At 63.7% G+C, this 14913-nt stretch carries 17 protein-coding genes; 12 read left to right on the top strand and 5 right to left on the bottom strand.

Annotated features, from left to right (window positions below; genetic code table 11):
- Positions 1–202 precede the first annotated feature (202 nt).
- Positions 203–1105 carry a DUF2156 domain-containing protein gene (locus GT613_RS07285; RefSeq protein WP_009607780.1) on the bottom strand — a complete coding sequence of 301 codons (903 nt, stop codon included), beginning with the start codon at positions 1103–1105 and terminating at the stop codon, positions 203–205.
- A 345-nt stretch (positions 1106–1450) separates the two neighbouring features.
- Between GT613_RS07285 and GT613_RS07280 the strand changes: the two genes are divergently transcribed.
- From GT613_RS07280 to acs, 5 genes are all read left to right on the top strand, one after another.
- Positions 1451–1918, top strand: a complete 468-nt coding sequence (locus GT613_RS07280; RefSeq protein ID WP_009607894.1) for a GyrI-like domain-containing protein — start codon at positions 1451–1453, stop codon at positions 1916–1918.
- A gap of 233 nt (positions 1919–2151) precedes the next feature.
- The gene (locus GT613_RS07270; protein WP_009607904.1) at positions 2152–2856 is read left to right on the top strand and encodes a GyrI-like domain-containing protein; all 705 of its coding nucleotides are present in this window, start codon (positions 2152–2154) and stop codon (positions 2854–2856) included.
- Positions 2853–3773, top strand: coding sequence for a radical SAM protein (locus GT613_RS07265; protein ID WP_009607828.1), 921 nt, complete (start codon positions 2853–2855; stop codon positions 3771–3773). The genes GT613_RS07270 and GT613_RS07265 overlap by 4 nt, the downstream gene beginning before the upstream one ends.
- A 154-nt stretch (positions 3774–3927) precedes the next feature.
- Entirely contained in the window at positions 3928–4521 is a 594-nt protein-coding gene (locus tag GT613_RS07260; protein WP_009607837.1) for a hypothetical protein, read from the top strand.
- 41 nt (positions 4522–4562) lie between these two features.
- The gene (gene acs, locus GT613_RS07255; RefSeq protein ID WP_009607920.1) at positions 4563–6554 is read left to right on the top strand and encodes an acetate--CoA ligase; all 1992 of its coding nucleotides are present in this window, start codon (positions 4563–4565) and stop codon (positions 6552–6554) included.
- Between the two features lie 72 nt (positions 6555–6626).
- Here the strand turns inward: acs and GT613_RS07250 are convergent, their stop codons facing one another.
- Both GT613_RS07250 and GT613_RS07245 read right to left on the bottom strand, forming a co-directional pair.
- Positions 6627–7463 carry a MerR family transcriptional regulator gene (locus tag GT613_RS07250; protein WP_050784838.1) on the bottom strand — a complete coding sequence of 279 codons (837 nt, stop codon included), beginning with the start codon at positions 7461–7463 and terminating at the stop codon, positions 6627–6629.
- 197 nt (positions 7464–7660) lie between these two features.
- Positions 7661–8095: a YjdF family protein gene (locus GT613_RS07245; RefSeq protein WP_009607824.1), complete on the bottom strand. Its 435-nt coding sequence runs from the start codon at positions 8093–8095 to the stop codon at positions 7661–7663.
- A 285-nt stretch (positions 8096–8380) separates the two neighbouring features.
- On the opposite strand from GT613_RS07245, the gene GT613_RS07240 reads away from it, so the two are divergent.
- The gene (locus GT613_RS07240; RefSeq protein ID WP_009607806.1) at positions 8381–8818 is read left to right on the top strand and encodes a LytTR family DNA-binding domain-containing protein; all 438 of its coding nucleotides are present in this window, start codon (positions 8381–8383) and stop codon (positions 8816–8818) included.
- A 67-nt stretch (positions 8819–8885) separates the two neighbouring features.
- Positions 8886–9317 carry a hypothetical protein gene (locus tag GT613_RS07235; RefSeq protein WP_009607911.1) on the top strand — a complete coding sequence of 144 codons (432 nt, stop codon included), beginning with the start codon at positions 8886–8888 and terminating at the stop codon, positions 9315–9317.
- Between the two features lie 94 nt (positions 9318–9411).
- Here the strand turns inward: GT613_RS07235 and GT613_RS07230 are convergent, their stop codons facing one another.
- Complete coding sequence (locus GT613_RS07230; protein WP_009607861.1) at positions 9412–9840, bottom strand: pyridoxamine 5'-phosphate oxidase family protein; 429 nt, start codon at positions 9838–9840, stop codon at positions 9412–9414.
- Entirely contained in the window at positions 9837–10277 is a 441-nt protein-coding gene (locus GT613_RS07225) for a DUF3788 domain-containing protein (protein ID WP_009607899.1), read from the bottom strand. Before GT613_RS07225 ends, GT613_RS07230 begins: the two co-directional genes overlap by 4 nt.
- A gap of 469 nt (positions 10278–10746) precedes the next feature.
- Between GT613_RS07225 and rsxC the strand changes: the two genes are divergently transcribed.
- Genes rsxC through GT613_RS07200 form a run of 5 tightly spaced genes read left to right on the top strand, consistent with a single transcriptional unit; the run spans position 10747 to position 14913 of the window.
- Positions 10747–12024, top strand: coding sequence for an electron transport complex subunit RsxC (rsxC, locus tag GT613_RS07220; protein WP_233671048.1), 1278 nt, complete (start codon positions 10747–10749; stop codon positions 12022–12024).
- Positions 12025–13008, top strand: a complete 984-nt coding sequence (locus GT613_RS07215) for an RnfABCDGE type electron transport complex subunit D (RefSeq protein WP_161170874.1) — start codon at positions 12025–12027, stop codon at positions 13006–13008. It begins immediately after the preceding gene.
- The gene (locus GT613_RS07210) at positions 13005–13613 is read left to right on the top strand and encodes an FMN-binding protein (protein WP_240129787.1); all 609 of its coding nucleotides are present in this window, start codon (positions 13005–13007) and stop codon (positions 13611–13613) included. Before GT613_RS07215 ends, GT613_RS07210 begins: the two co-directional genes overlap by 4 nt.
- Positions 13613–14320: an electron transport complex subunit RsxE gene (gene rsxE, locus GT613_RS07205; RefSeq protein ID WP_009306468.1), complete on the top strand. Its 708-nt coding sequence runs from the start codon at positions 13613–13615 to the stop codon at positions 14318–14320. Before GT613_RS07210 ends, rsxE begins: the two co-directional genes overlap by 1 nt.
- Complete coding sequence (locus GT613_RS07200) at positions 14320–14913, top strand: electron transport complex protein RnfA (protein ID WP_009306469.1); 594 nt, start codon at positions 14320–14322, stop codon at positions 14911–14913. The genes rsxE and GT613_RS07200 overlap by 1 nt, the downstream gene beginning before the upstream one ends.

The raw sequence follows: 14913 nt of genomic DNA, 5'->3' as shown, positions 1-14913 counted from the left end.
CCTCGACTTTAGGGACGCCATGCGACGTCAGGCGGAATATCCCTCCTCCCCCTCTAGCGAACTGCCTCGACGAAAAAGTTCCGACAACGAGCCCGTCCGAAAAGCCGGCGAGGAATCAGCATCGGGCGACGACGCCCTCACGGCGACTCGACGGTCGCGCGACGATTCACCGACCTTGCGCAATTCTTCTGCTGTGGCAGCGCTAGAGCAAGCGGCCTTGGTACTTTTCCATGAGGGCGCAGGGCTGGTAGCTCAGCTTGTTCTCGCGCAGGCCGGGCAGGCCGAGATCCTCTTCCAGGTTGAGGTAGGTCGCCTTGTCGACGCAGTAGCGCGCGAGCTCGCGCAGAAGGGCGCGCCATACGAAACGGAAGTCGAGGTTGCCCTTGAGCACCATAACGTCGAACGCGCCGCCGGGCAGCACGCTGCCGTATGCGTAGCCTTCGACGGTGCCGCCGATGCGCAAGAGGATGCCTTCGAGGTCGAGCTCCTCGAAGTGGTTCATATCGAGCAGGATCTTCCGATGCTCCAGCTCGAGGGGGTGCTCGTCGGTGCCGCGACGGCGGCTCGTCTCGAACCAAACCTGCTGGTAGGCGCGCAGCTCGTCCATATGGTCGAGGGCGATGGGCTCGAAGGACGCCTCGCTGCCGTACAGCTGGAAGAACTTGTTCGTCTCTCGGCGCTTCTTCGCCAGGCCCGGGCCCTCGTAAGCCGCGATAGTCTTCGTAAGGTAGAGGTAGTCGGCGAAGTTGCGGTCGGAAGAGAATTCGAAGGCACCCGGCAGGTCGGCCTCGAGGCGGTCCTTCTCCTCGAGCGACAGGCCGACGAGGCGCGGCGTGCGGCCCTCGTCCTGCGCCTCGCGCACGAGCGTGCGCACGTCGTCGGCGATGTCGAGCGTGCCCAGCGGCGGATAGTACGCGACGGCGCCGGGGATGCGATCGAGCTGGCGCACGTAGAGCACGCCGTCCTCGAGCGCGATCTGCGTTCCGTACTTCTCGGTAAGCGAGTAGAGGTTGGCGAACCCGAGCGCGGAATCGTTGCGGCCGAGGGGCAGGAGCACGTCGTTGACGGCGGCTTTATCTTCCAAGTGCAGCGTTCTGAATTCCATGGGCCCGCATTTCGCTCGATCGGTTGCTTCGCAGCGGAACAGGATAGCACAAGTGGGCGCCGCCTCGGAAAACGCCATCAACTTGCAACGCGAACCGCGCCGCGAGGGGCAGTCGGGGCAGCCACATTACCAATACGGTCGTTTTTTACCACGCTTCTGACCAGGAGAAACATACTGTTTCACCTGGTCATAGGCTTGCGACAAGATGGCAGAAAACGCCCGGTTTGGCAACGCTCCTACCCGACGAGCGCGCACGGCATCTTTCTCGTAAAACCGGACATGCCCTGTCCGGTTCTGTTCGGTATCGTGTCCTAGTCAGCATATCCAACGAAAGGACACGAAACCATGCACTACGAAATCGTCGAGCTTCCCGCACGCACCATCGTCGGTCCCACCGTCCGCACGTCCAACAACTCGCCCGAGGAAACGACCGTCATCGGCCAGCTGTGGCAGCGCTTCATGGGCGAGGGCCTTGATCGTACCATCTCCGAGGTGCGCGTCGTGCCCTACGGCTGCTTCGCGCTGTACTACGGCTACGACATGAGCGACATGAGCTACGAGCTGCTCGTGGGCTGCGAGACGCCCGCCGAGGCGCCCGAGGGCATGGAGGCGCAGACCATCGCCGCAGGCCGCTACGCGAAGATCGCTATCCGCGGCGGCGACTGCGTGACCAGCGTCCAGAAAGCCTGGGAGGAGATCTGGGCCGACGAGGAGCTGGGGGCGCAGCGCGCGTTCACCGTGGACTTCGAGGCGTACCTGCCCGGCGAGGACATGTCCTGCGCCGACATCGACGTGTTCGTAGCGCTCAGGTAAACGCGCCCGTCGCGGAGGCGGTCTCGCGTGCGCGGGACCGCCGCACCTGTCATACTGGCTCGAGACCTTAAACCGACGAGGAGCCCCGATGGGACACGACTGGATCGGCGATGTGCCCGACGAGCTGCTACGCGACCTGTGCGATCACTCGTACAGCCTCGTGCTCGGCAAGCTCACGAAGAAGCTGCAGCGCGAGATCGCCGAGTAAGCCGACGGGAACTGAAGGAGGAAGCATGGCGTTCGATTTCAAGAAAGAGTACAAGGACCTCTACCTGCCGAAGACCAAGCCCGAGCTCATCGACGTGCCGCCCATGAGCTTCATCGCGGTGGCCGGCACGGGCAACCCGAACGAGGAAAACGGCTCGTACGCCGGTGCGATGGGCCTGCTGTACGCCTTCTCGTACACCATCAAGATGTCGAAGATGGGCGCCTGGCAGCCCGACGGCTACTTCGACTACACGGTGCCTCCGCTTGAAGGCCTGTGGTGGACAAGCGACGAAGCGTTCGACGGGCAGCGCATTTTGGACAAGGACGCGCTCTCTTGGATCTCGCTCATCCGCCAGCCCGACTTCGTCACGCCCGAAGTGTTCGCCTGGGCCGCCGAGCAGGTCGCGGCGAAGAAGCCCGAGCTCGATCTGCGGCGAGCCCGCCTCGTGCGGTTCGCCGAAGGACCGTGCGCGCAGATCATGCACAAGGGACCGTACGACGACGAGCCCGCCACCATCGCGCAGATGGAGGAGTTCGTCGCCGCGTCCAGGATGGTCGACGACATCGCGAACCCAGCGAGCAGCGAGGCCATGCTGGACGCGCTCGATGCGCACGGAGGCGTGCCCGCAGTGCGCCTGCACCACGAGATCTACCTGGGCGATCCGCGCCGCACCAAGCCGGAGAACCTCAAGACGGTGATCCGCCATCCCGTGAAGCCCGCGTCCGCATGAGCGACGCGGCCTCTGCCGCCGCGCCCTGCCCCGTCGTCCGCGCGCGCTCGATCCTCCAGAAAGTGCGCGCGGGCGGCAACGAATGGTTCGGCATCGACTACAACATGAACCTGTACCGCGGCTGCTGCCACGGCTGCATCTACTGCGACAGCAGAAGCGAATGCTACCGCATCGACGACTTCGACCAGGTGAGCGTCAAGTTCGACGCATTGGCCATCCTGCGGCGCGAACTGCGCAGCCGCCGCGTGCGAGGCATCGTGGGCGTCGGCGCCATGTCCGACACGTACAACCCGTTCGAGCGCACTCTGCGCGTGACGCGCGGTGCGTTGGAGCTGATCGAGGAATTCGGCTTCGGCGTGTCGGTGGACACGAAGAGCGCGCTTATCACGCGCGACATCGACGTGCTGAGCGCCATCGGAGCGGCGGGCGGGGCCATCGCGAAGATCACCGTCACCACGGCCGACGACCAGCTGGCGCGCATCATCGAACCGCACGCGCCCTCGCCTAGCGAGCGCTTCGCCGCGCTGGCCGAGCTGGCGGACGCCGGGGTGTTCTGCGGCGTGCTATTCACGCCGACGCTGCCGTTTGTGACGGACGACGATGCCACGGTGCGCGGCGTGGTGGAAGGCGCGGCAGCGGCTGGCGCGCGGTTCGTCTACCATATGACGGGCGTCACCATGCGCGACCGCCAGCGCGACCACTTCCTCGACCGCATCGCAGCCGTGGATCCCACGCTGCCCGAGCGCTATCGCGCGGCATTCGGCGACCGATACTTCTGCAACAGCCCCCGCGCAACCGAGAACCGCGCCCTCTTCCGCTCGCTGTGCAAGCAGCACGGCCTGCTTTGGCGCATGTCCGACATCATCGCCGCCTACAAGCCCTCCCAACCTATGGGAGCGCAGACGAGCCTGTTCTAAGCATGTAAATCGCCGTTCGCAGCCGAGAACCCGCCAATCGCGGGCATAGTCGCCGTGCGCTCGTTGACCCTGTAATCGTTACAGCCCCCATGATGGCCGTACGTCACCGCGCGAATCCGATCCCCATTCCCATCGAACGAAGAGGAGGACGACAATGAAGGTAGCGAACAAAGAGATGAGCGTACGGAAACTCTGGACCTCGAACGAACTGCTCGACGCAGTCAGCGCCCGGAAGGCCGTTTCCATCGGGAAACTCCGCGGCGAGGCTCTGCGCACGGCGCTGAGCGAGATGCGCGACCCCGAGCTTATGGCCTTTCTCTCGAACGTCGACGTGAGCCGCGTAGCCAAGATCGTAGCCGTATCTTCCATCGACGACATCGACCTCCTGCTTGCCATCGCCGCCGGCAACGGTCCCAGCTTCGTCAGGAGAAACGCGCTGCACCGCATCGACGAGCTATGCGATCGCACGCCCCTCGACGTTCGCGGCGCGCAGCGCCTCGTCGCCTGTTTGAGCGAGAAGAGCCTCATCGCCTTCGCAGTCGCGCTCATGGACATGAGCGATTACGATTGGCCTTCCCACTGCGACGTCACCTCGGTAGGCGCGCTGTGCGAGGCTCTGTACTCCTGCACGAGCATCCATGAGACCGTATTGCTCGAAGACGCTTGCGCCCACCTCGCGCATCGCCGTCCCGACCTGCTGTCGAGCATCGGCGCCTGCGCCCCCGACCACTACCCGATGGTGGCCTGATCCTTTTCGATTTCTCGCGTCCGCGCAGAAGGGAGTCCTCAATGAACCGCAACACCCGCAACGCCTTCATCAGACAAATGCTCCAAAACGAAACGTCCATCGAGCCCTCGCCCGAATTCAGCTACAACGCCCTCATCAAAAGCCGACAGGACTACGACGCCATGTACAGCCGCTCCATCGCCGATCCTGAGGCTTTTTGGGCCGATATGGCCACCGAGCACCTTGACTGGTTCAAACCGTGGGACGCCGTCGAGGAATACGATTTCGACTCGGATGAGCCGTTCGTGCGCTACTTCCGCGGCGGGGAGCTTAACGCATCTTGCAACTGCATCGATCGCCACCTGAACGGGCCGCGCAGGAACAAAGCCGCGCTCATCTGGCAGGGCGAGCCCACCGAAGAGGTGGACGTCTACACTTACCAGCGTCTGCATCGCGAGGTGTGCAAGGCGGCGAACATGCTCCGCCGCCTCGGCGTGCGAAAGGGCGATCGCGTGGTGCTGTACATGCCCATGGTCCCCCAACTCGCGATCAGCATGCTGGCGTGCGCTCGCATCGGCGCTATCCACTGCGTGGTGTTCAGCGGCCTGAGCGCCGAATCGCTGAAGGATCGCATCGTCGACTCGGGTGCCACGGTGGTCATCACGTCAAACTACGGATACCGTTCGGGCAAGATCCTGAGACTCAAGGAAATCTGCGATAAAGCCCTTGACATGTGCCCCCAGGTCGAGAGCTGCGTCGTCGTACGCCGCATCGAGAAACGCACGGCCATGAAGGCGGGGCGCGATTTCTGGTGGGACGACGTGCTTGCTCCCGAGGCGCCCCAATGCGAGCCGGAGCGGATGGGAGCGAACGATCCCCTGTTCATCCTCTACACGAGCGGCAGCACGGCGAAACCGAAGGGCATCCTGCATGGCACCGGCGGCTATCTGCTTTACGCCACCCTCACCTCGAAGTACGTGTTCGACCTCAAAGAGCATGACATTTTCTGGTGCACGGCCGACGCCGGCTGGATCACCGGTCATTCCTACCTCGTGTACGGGCCGTTGTCGAACGGAACGACGTCGCTCATGTTCGAAGGCGTGCCCAACTTCCCCAAGCCCGACCGTTTCTGGGAGATCGTTGAGAAGTTCGGCGTCAACATCCTGTACACGGCCCCGACCGCAGTGCGCTCCATGATGAAAGACGGCGACCGCTGGGTGAACGAGCACGACATCTCGACCTTGCGGCTGCTCGGCTCGGTAGGCGAGCCCATCACCTCGAAGGCTTGGATGTGGTACTACTCCACCGTCGGTCACGGCATGTGCCCCATCGTCGACACGTGGTGGCAAACCGAGACGGGCGGCATCATGATCACCTCGATACCCGGCGCAGTGGACATGAAGCCAGGATCGGCGGCGCTACCGTTCTTCGGCATAGAACCGAGGGTCATCGGAGCGGACGGAGCCGAGGCCGATGCCGGCGAGCGCGGCAGTCTCGTGCTGACGAGGCCATGGCCGGGCATGATGCTGGGCGTGTACGGCAACGCGAAGGCTCACAAAGACGTGTACTTCCCCACCCCCGGCTACTACCTCACGGGCGATGGCGCCTATCGAGACGAGGATGGCTACTTCTGGATCACGGGTCGCATCGACGACGTGATGAACGTGTCGGGCCACCGCATCGGCACGGCCGAAGTTGAAAGCGCGCTCGTCTCGTACTCGCAGGTCGCAGAAGCAGCCGTCGTAGGGTACCCGCATTCGGTGAAGGGCGAGGGCATCTATGCCTACATCACCGTCAAAGAGGGAACGGTCATCGACGCCGACCTGCGCGACCGCCTGTTCGTGCACGTACGGGAGAGCATCGGGCCCATCGCCACGCCCGATGTCATCCATTTCGCCAACGCGCTGCCGAAAACGCGCAGCGGTAAAATCATGAGACGCATCCTGCGTAAAATCGCCGCGCAGGAGACGGAGGATCTGTGCGACATCTCCACGTTGTCCGAGCCTTCCGTGGTGCACGAGCTCATCCAAGAGACGAAGCGCATGAGCGCCTAGAAGGCCCGCTCGCGCACGAAGAACCGCCCGCGATCCGTCGAACGGATCGCGGGCGGTTTCGCGTCGGGCGGCTTACATATCGACAAGCACCGAGATATGCAACAGGTAGTCGTCCGCAGAGTCGGACATGAGATACGAGTTCATATCGAACTCGTACACCGGCCCCACGAGATCGAGACCCTCTTCTTTGACGTAGTCAAGCAGCTTGGCATAGGATCGCGCAACCGTGCTCGTGCCGCCCCTATGAAGAATGACCGCGTAATTGCCCCGCGGTTTGCACGCCAGACGACCCTCCAGAAGCGCGGGGTGGGAAGGGGGCGAGATCCAGGTGATGAGCTTCGTGTAGACGAAGTCTTCAGGGTGATCGGAACAAGGAAAGTGCACGATACGACCCAGGGGAAACTTCGTCACGCCGGCAGACGATTTGCAAAACTCGGCATGCTCGCTCACGGCCTGGGCGAACGCCTGCTGCGTGCGCTCAGGCTTTACGTCGGTCGTGATGAGCCACGTTTCATCCCAGAACGACAGTCTCGGCTTATCCTTCGGGAACAGCAAAGCGCGCTGGGTGATGTAGCGCATCTTCTCGATCATCCCAATGCGCGCGTCCAACACATCGCGCTGCTTCTTCATCTTCTCGATGCCCGCCTGCGTGGCCTCGAGGAAGAGGTCGGTGGTACGGTTATCGAGATAGGTCTTCACCTCTTTCATGGACATGCCCGTATCGAGGAAGAACCGAATGGCGTCCATAAGGTACAGCTGCTTGAGCGAATAGTAGCGGTAACCGTTCTTGCCGATTACCTTCGGCTTCAACAAACCGACCTTGTCGTAATGGATGAGCAGTTCCTTGCTGACGTTGCACATCCGAGCAAACTCCCCGGTGGAGAGAAGCAGTGTCGAGGGTGGCTGCATGTCATCCTCCTTTTTGCCGCGCCCTCTTGGGGCGTTTGCTTTGAGTATACCGTGCATGAAAGATATTTCCCCTGATATATACGGGTAAGGACGCAAAACGACCGCCAGCGCGCGTCCCTTCGCATGACCTCTCGCGTCGCAGCGCGGGAAGCGGCACGCCACGCAGAGCATCAAGGGAGAATGAGGATTCCGGGCCTCTACCTTCCGCGATGCTTCTGCTTTCGTTTCTGCCGCCTGAGAGCGAATCGACGCTCGGCTTGCGCTTGGCGAGCCTCGCGGGCCAAGGCTCTGGATTCGATTTTGCGCGCCTCGTAACTGATGCTCATGGCCTGCTGGGCTTTCGTGCCGACGCCGGCTCGCTCCACGAGCTTGCGCGCCTCGCGCTGACGACGCTTCGGGTTCGCATGGGAGAGCACGGCATCCGCTGTCGCAGACGGATCGGCCGCCATATCGAATGCAAGCGTCGTCCATCGCCGCACGATAAACGCTACCAGCTCTACATCGGTGGGTTCGGCGGCGCCGAACACGACGCGGCATGCGCCGTAGCGGCCTTCGTCCGCATGCTCGAATATGCCGATCCAGAATTGACCGTCATGAAGCACGGTCAGCGTGATCGAAGTGGTGACCTGCATGGTTGCTCCTCCTTGTATGTGGTTGCTGCGCGAAGGACGGACAACCAAGGAGGCAGGTTACTGACGAAGCCGTTGACGCGTCGAGCGCGGCATAGGGTTCGCGTCCGGACTACCGACCGGACCGTGTTTTCACCTTCGCACGGGCATCATACCAAGAGAGCGCGCGCCGGTGCAACTGGAGCGCGTCGGAATGCAACTCGGTCGCTGTCGCCTTGTGCGCACCGAACGCATTCGGCATACTGACGACGTTGGCCAACCACCCGCTCACCAAGGGAAGGCACGCCCATGAACGTCACCATCACCGAGGACCCTCGGCTCGCCGATATCGAAGTGGCCGTATCGTGCCCGCGCATCGACGAGCGCGTGCAACGCATCGTCGCCGGGCTGAACGCTTTCGAGCGCAAGCTGACCGGCGAGCGCGACGGAGCCACGTACCGCCTCGACATCGACGGGATATGCTATGTCGAGACGGTCGACGGACGCACGTTCCTCTACACCGAGGACGCGGTGTACCGCACGCCGCTTCGGCTGTATGAGCTGGAGGACAAGCTGGCCGGCACCGAATTCGTACGCGCATCCAAGCAGCTGCTGGCGAACTTCGACCACGTGGTTGCCATCCGCCCGGCCATCAACGCGCGACTGCAGCTGCTGCTGGACAACGGAGAATCGGTGATGGTCTCGCGCCAGTACGCGCCCGCCATCAAGCGCAAGCTGGGGCTGTGAGCCGATCCGCCCCGCTGCCGCATCGCAACCCTTCCGCAACTCAATTCTCCATGCAAAGGAGCACCTCATGAAAAAGATCATCGCACAAACCGCAACCGCCGTCTGCATCGTCTTCACCGTGATGATGGCCTGGTTCCTCGCCATGGGCTACCTGTTCGCCGGGCCCAGCTACGGCCTCAACCTCACGGCAAGCCTGTACGGCGCCGCCTTCGGCATGGCGGCACTCCAAGCGATCTGGTTCACGGGCGCGCTGATCAAGAAGCTTCCCTACCCGGCGCGCATCGCGGGCTTCGGCGCGTGCCTGCTGCCGGTGCTCGCGCTGTGCGCGTGGTTGGGCCAGTGGCTCCCAGCAGAGGATCCCGGGGCGTGGGCGAGCTTCGTCGTGATCTACCTGTTCATCCTCGCGGGCATGACCGCAGGCTACACCGTGTACTACAAGAAGACCGCCGGCGGCTACGACGAGGCGCTCGCGCGCTACCGCGAGCAGAACCGCCGCTGATACCGCGCAGGCGAGCCGCTGAACGCGAGCGTCGGCGGCATGTTGGAGATACTCGCGCAGACGCTGCTGTTCAGCATCGCGGCCGCCTGGTGGGTCAAACGGCCGGCACGGCGAAATCCTCGGAGCTGAAGTTCTGGTAGTAGCGGCCTCGCTCGGCCGTGAAGCGCAGCACGCAGTAGTCGGGATCGGTCACCCCCAGCGGATAGTACGTTTCGTCGCCGTCGAGCCATATCAGCTCCTTGGCCCACGCGTCTTCGAGCACTTCCATCGTGCCCTTGAGCATGACGCCGCGGAAGAACCGCCGGTCGACGAAGTAGATGCACGCCTGCGGATGAGCGCGGTAATGCGCGGCCCGCATGGACGAGGTGTTCGACGTGAAGTAGAACGTGCGGATGCCCTCGCGCTTGCGCGGCGGCAGCATGGCCTTGACCTCGGGGTAGCCGTCCTCGTCCACCGAGCCGACGAACGAGGTGTTCCGGCGGTCGATGAGGTTGCCGATGGTCTGTTCGGGGTCTCGCATCATGAGCGCGCTCCTTTCGGGGCGGCGCGCAAGAGCATGAGCGCCTCGGCGTCGCGCAATATGTCCTCGCTCGTTACTTCCATCATGAGCCAGCGGCCCATGCTGCTGTCGGCCGAGCGCTCGTACAGGGCGCGCACGTACGGGTCGGCCGTCGCGAGCAGCGCCTCGGCCTCATCCTTCTCCTTCGAGCCCACCGACACCATGCAGATGAAGAAACCGTCGCGCGGATATACCGTGCACAGCGCGCGGCCGCGCGCCTTGTACTTCACGTTCCAACCCGGAGCGCCGCCGCACCGGCTGTACTCGATGCGCGGTTTCGCGCCGTAGCTTTCATCGATGAACGCGGTGAACGCGTCCCACAGGGGATGGTCGATATAGCCGGCGATGTCTTCCATCGTCGGCTCGCGATCGAGGGGAAACAGCTCGTGCCAAGCCGCCATGGGCATCCTCCTAGCTTCAGGGTCGAATAGACGCAGTATATCACACTCAGCATGCTTTGATCTAGAATTTAAGAACTTATGTTCTCTATTTTTAGAGAGAGCGGCCAAAGAGGGGCGGGCGACCGGCGCAGCATGGAAGGCATCGATCCCCGGACGCATGCCGCGCCATCGTGAGCGGCACCGTCCACCGGCGAATTGCGCACGCGAGAATCGGCGCACGCGCCTTTGGCGAGCGACGTGGTTTCCCTTCACCGACGATTCCTGGAATCGGACGTGCGGCTCACGTAGGATGACCAGCATCTCATAACGCAACGAGTTGAGCGCTTCGCCTTGCCCGCAAACGGCCAGGTGAGGCTCAGTCCTATCCGCGCACCGGCCAACCGCGCCAGCCAACGCCCTTCGAGGGGAGTGAACGCCCATGAACGCCACCGCCCTATTGTCGCGATTCCGACGCACGCGAGGCGCCGTCGTGCCCCATCGCAAGGACACGGCGGAACTGGAAACCATCGACATGCCCGTCCCAAGCGAAATCGTGCTGCCCATGCAGCAGCATATCGGAGCGCTGTGCGAACCCGTCGTGAAGAAAGGGGACCACGTGGACGTGGGCAGCCTCGTCGGGCACGCGCCGCGGGGTCTGTCCGCCGACATCTTCAGCGGCGTGTCGGGCACCGTGAAGGCCATACAGCCCGTCTTCTATTCGACCGGCAAAACCGACACGACGGTGATCATCGAATCCGACGGCGCCCAGACCGTCGCGGACACGGTGGCACCCCCCGAGGTGACCGACCAGGCGTCGTTCCTCGCGGCAATAAAGAAAAGCGGTCTGGTGGGCCTGGGCGGCGCGGGCTTCCCCACCGATATCAAGCTGGCGCCGCCCAACCTCGAGGAGATCGACCTCTACGTGGTGAACGCCACGGAATGCGAGCCGTACCTGTCCACCGACTACCGCGAGATGATGGAGAGCCCCGACGACGTGCTGTTCGGCATTCGCGAGACATGCAGGCACCTCGGCATTCCGAACGCGATGATCTGCATCGAGAGCAACAAGCCCAAGGCCATCGAGATCATGCGCGAGCTCACGAAGGACGATTCGTCCATCCAGGTGAAGTCGCTGCCCAGCCGCTACCCGCAGGGAGCCGAGAACGTGCTCGTGCACAATGCCACGGGACGCGTCGTCCCGCGCGGAAAGCGCCAGACCGACGTGGGCGTCATGTTGAACAACGTGACCACCATGGCCTCCATCGGACGCTTCCTGAAAACAGGGATGCCCCTCGTCAAAAGACGCTTCACCGTTTCAGGCGACGCCATCGCCCGCCCTTGCAACGCGAACATCATCATCGGCACGCGCCTGCGCGACGTCATGGAATTCGCCGGGCTGACGAAGGAGCCGCACAAGGTGGTGCTGGGAGGCCCCATGATGGGCAACGCCCAGATCGACATGGACTATCCGGTCATCCGCCAGAACAACGGCGTGCTCGTGTTCAGCAAAGACGCCATGGAACAGCCCGCCACCACCGCATGCATCCGCTGCGGTCGCTGCACGAACTCGTGTCCCATGCAGCTGTCGCCCATCGCTATCAAGAAGGCGTACACGGTCCAGGACGCGAAGAAGCTCGACGACCTCATGGCGGATCTGTGCATGGGCTGCGGCACCTGCTCGTTCGTCTGTCCAGCCAAACAGCCGCTCGCCCAGACAAGCAAACTTGCGCGCGACTTCATGCGCGCCGAGATGGCAAGGAGGGGCTAGATGAAACATACGACGAAACGACCGCTTGTCCTCTCGACGCCGCCGCACGTGTTCGACGGCATCACCACGCAGAAGGTCATGCTGAACGTGGTGATAGCGCTCGTGCCCACGCTGATCGCCTCGTTCGTGATATTCGGCTGGCGGGCGCTGCTGGTTACCGCCGTGACCACGGCGGCCTGCGTGCTGTTCGAGTACCTATGGTGCCTGCTGCGCAAGACCCCCCAGACGGCAGGCGACCTGTCCGCCGTGGTCACGGGCTTGCTGCTGGCCTTCAACCTACCCTCCACCATCCCGCTGTACATGGCGGTGATCGGCTCGTTCGTGGCCATCGTCGTGGTGAAGGAACTGTTCGGCGGCATCGGGCGCAACTTCGCGAACCCGGCCATCGTGGCCCGCATCGTGCTGTCGGTGTCGTTCACCGCGGCCATGACGAACTACGCCGCGCCCCAGGGTTTCCTCCCCGGCGCAACCGGCGTCGATGCCGTGAGCTCCGCCACGCCGCTGGCCCCGGGCGCCGCGCAGCTGCCGTTCATGGACCTCCTGTTCGGCGTGCACCCCGGCGTGCTGGGCGAGACGTGCGGCATCGCCATCCTGCTGGGCTTCGCCTGGCTTCTGGTCACGCGCACCGTCACGTTCACCATCCCGGGCGTGTACGTGGGCACCGTCATCGTGTGCAGCCTGCTCACCGGCCACGACGTGGCCACCCAGGTGTTCTCAGGCGGACTGCTGCTGTGCGCCGTATTCATGGCGACCGACTACACGACCTCGCCCACCACGTTCAAAGGCCAGGTGATCTTCGCCGTGGGCCTTGGGCTTATCACGTGCCTCATCCGCTTCTGGGGGAACATGAACGAGGGCGCGGCGTACTCCATCCTGCTCATGAACCTCGTGGTGCCGTACATCGACTCGCTCACGGCAACCACGCCGTTGGGCGGCGAGAAGAAGCGCCGCTTTGCCCGCGCGAAGAAAGAAGGAGGCGAATGATGGCGAACGCACCCGACACTCCCGCCGCGCCCGCTCCAACCCTCTGGAACAGCCTGGTGAAGCCAGCCGTCGTCCTCGTGCTGATCTGCGCCATCGTAGGATTCCTGCTGGGCTCGGTCGACAACCTCACGTTGCCCACCATCACGGCGAACCGCGAGGCGCGCGCCTGGGCGACCTACAACGCGCTCATCCCCGAGGCGACCGACTTCGAGGCGCTGTCCTGCGACGTGCCCGGCGTGACCGCGCTCATGGAAGCCGACGACGATTTGGGCTACGCCGTCATCGCGCAGTCGAAGGGATACTCCAGCCAGGTTCCCATGGCCGTGGCCTTCGACGACGAGGGCACCATCACGAACGTCATCGGCATGGACAACACCGAGACGCCCGGACTGGGCACGAAGGTGCAGCTGCCCGATTTCACCGACCAGTTCCTCGGCCGCGCCGCCGAGCCCCTGACCATCGACGACATCGATGCCGTCACGGGCGCCACCATCTCGTCCAAAGCAGCCTTGGCCGCCGTGAACGAGGCCATCGAAGCCTATCGATCCGCTGCCGGCGAGGCGCCTGCCGCCGCCGCAACCTCGACGGAGAAGGGAGCAGCATAATGGCAGCCATCGACCAAAAGCCCTCGGCGCTTTCCGTATTCAGCAAGGGCCTGCTCATCGAGAACCCCACGCTGCGCCAGATGCTGGGCCTGTGCCCCACCCTCGCCGTAACCACGGCCGTCACGAACGGCATCGGCATGGGCGTGGCCACCACGTTCGTGCTCGTCTGCTCCGGCATCGTGGTGTCGCTTCTGCGCAACATCATTCCCACCACCATGCGCCTGCCCGCCTTCATCACGGTCATCGCCGGGTTCGTGACCATCGTCATGATGGTCGTCGAGGCGTACCTGCCCGACCTCAATCAGGCGCTGGGCATCTACCTGCCGCTTATCGTGGTGAACTGCATCGTGCTGGGCCGCGCCGAGGTGTTCGCCTCGAAGCACCCGGTGAAGGACGCGGCGCTCGACGGCCTCGGCATGGGCGCGGGCTTCACCCTCACGCTCGTCCTCATGTCGGCCATCCGCGAGCTCTTGGGCGCGGGCACCCTGCTGGGCTTCCCTATCCTCCTCGGCATCGTCGAGCCCATGACCGTGTTCATCATGCCCCCGGGCGGCTTCGCCGTGCTGGGCGTGCTGATCGCCATCTCGGTGGTCTTCGAGATGCGCCGCAAGCGGCGCGCGGGAGAGCCGGAAGACGAGGCCATCGCATCGCAGGAAGACGTGTGCGCGTCGTGTCAGATGTGCGACCTGAAGGAGCGTGAGGCATAATGGCCGAGTACGCCGCAATCCTATTCAGCATGATCCTGGTCAACAACTACGTGCTGGTGAAGTTCCTGGGCATCTGCCCGTTCCTCGGCGTGTCGAAAAAGCTTGACTCGGCCGCGGGCATGGGCTGCGCGGTGACCGTGGTCATGGTGCTTGCCACCGCCGTCACGTGGCCCTTGCAGCAGCTGCTGAACGCGCTGGGGCTGGGCTACCTTCAAACTATCGCGTTCATCCTGGTCATCGCCGTGCTCGTGCAAATGCTGGAAATCGTCATCCGCTACTTTCTTCCCGCGCTGCACGAGGCGCTGGGCGTGTACCTGCCGCTGATCACCACGAACTGCGCGGTGCTGGGCGTGACCATCCTCGCCGTGGACGAAGGCTACAACTATCCGGAAGCGCTCGTGGCCGCGCTGGGCGCCGGTCTGGGCTTCCTGCTGGCGATGGTGCTGTTCAGCGGCGTGCGCCGGCGCGTGGACGAGGCCGAGCCGCCCAAGGCGTTCAAGGGCATGCCCATCACGTTGATCTCCGCGGCCCTGGTGTCCTTGAGCTTCATGTGCTTCGCGGGCGTGGCCGACAACCTGTTCGGCGTGCTGTAG

It is taken from the genome of Eggerthella sp. BIOML-A4 (assembly GCF_009875575.1).
Lineage (GTDB): Bacteria > Actinomycetota > Coriobacteriia > Coriobacteriales > Eggerthellaceae > Eggerthella > Eggerthella lenta.
The sequence above is the reverse complement of the archived record's forward strand: the minus strand, read 5'-3'. Positions and strand labels throughout refer to the sequence as shown.

Bases quoted from the DNA above. Each gene is read 5' to 3' on its own strand.
- rsxE (WP_009306468.1), top strand. From the start codon at position 13,613: ATGGCAGCCATCGACCAAAAGCCCTCGGCGCTTTCCGTATTCAGCAAG.
- GT613_RS07280 (WP_009607894.1), top strand. From the start codon at position 1,451: ATGCACTACGAAATCGTCGAGCTTCCCGCACGCACCATCGTCGGTCCC.
- GT613_RS07200 (WP_009306469.1), top strand. From the start codon at position 14,320: ATGGCCGAGTACGCCGCAATCCTATTCAGCATGATCCTGGTCAACAAC.
- GT613_RS07215 (WP_161170874.1), top strand. From the start codon at position 12,025: ATGAAACATACGACGAAACGACCGCTTGTCCTCTCGACGCCGCCGCAC.
- GT613_RS07270 (WP_009607904.1), top strand. From the start codon at position 2,152: ATGGCGTTCGATTTCAAGAAAGAGTACAAGGACCTCTACCTGCCGAAG.
- GT613_RS07240 (WP_009607806.1), top strand. From the start codon at position 8,381: ATGAACGTCACCATCACCGAGGACCCTCGGCTCGCCGATATCGAAGTG.
- GT613_RS07210 (WP_240129787.1), top strand. From the start codon at position 13,005: ATGATGGCGAACGCACCCGACACTCCCGCCGCGCCCGCTCCAACCCTC.
- GT613_RS07245 (WP_009607824.1), bottom strand. From the start codon at position 8,095: ATGCAGGTCACCACTTCGATCACGCTGACCGTGCTTCATGACGGTCAA.
- GT613_RS07235 (WP_009607911.1), top strand. From the start codon at position 8,886: ATGAAAAAGATCATCGCACAAACCGCAACCGCCGTCTGCATCGTCTTC.
- GT613_RS07225 (WP_009607899.1), bottom strand. From the start codon at position 10,277: ATGGCGGCTTGGCACGAGCTGTTTCCCCTCGATCGCGAGCCGACGATG.
- acs (WP_009607920.1), top strand. From the start codon at position 4,563: ATGAACCGCAACACCCGCAACGCCTTCATCAGACAAATGCTCCAAAAC.
- GT613_RS07285 (WP_009607780.1), bottom strand. From the start codon at position 1,105: ATGGAATTCAGAACGCTGCACTTGGAAGATAAAGCCGCCGTCAACGAC.
- GT613_RS07265 (WP_009607828.1), top strand. From the start codon at position 2,853: ATGAGCGACGCGGCCTCTGCCGCCGCGCCCTGCCCCGTCGTCCGCGCG.
- GT613_RS07260 (WP_009607837.1), top strand. From the start codon at position 3,928: ATGAAGGTAGCGAACAAAGAGATGAGCGTACGGAAACTCTGGACCTCG.
- GT613_RS07250 (WP_050784838.1), bottom strand. From the start codon at position 7,463: ATGCAGCCACCCTCGACACTGCTTCTCTCCACCGGGGAGTTTGCTCGG.
- GT613_RS07230 (WP_009607861.1), bottom strand. From the start codon at position 9,840: ATGATGCGAGACCCCGAACAGACCATCGGCAACCTCATCGACCGCCGG.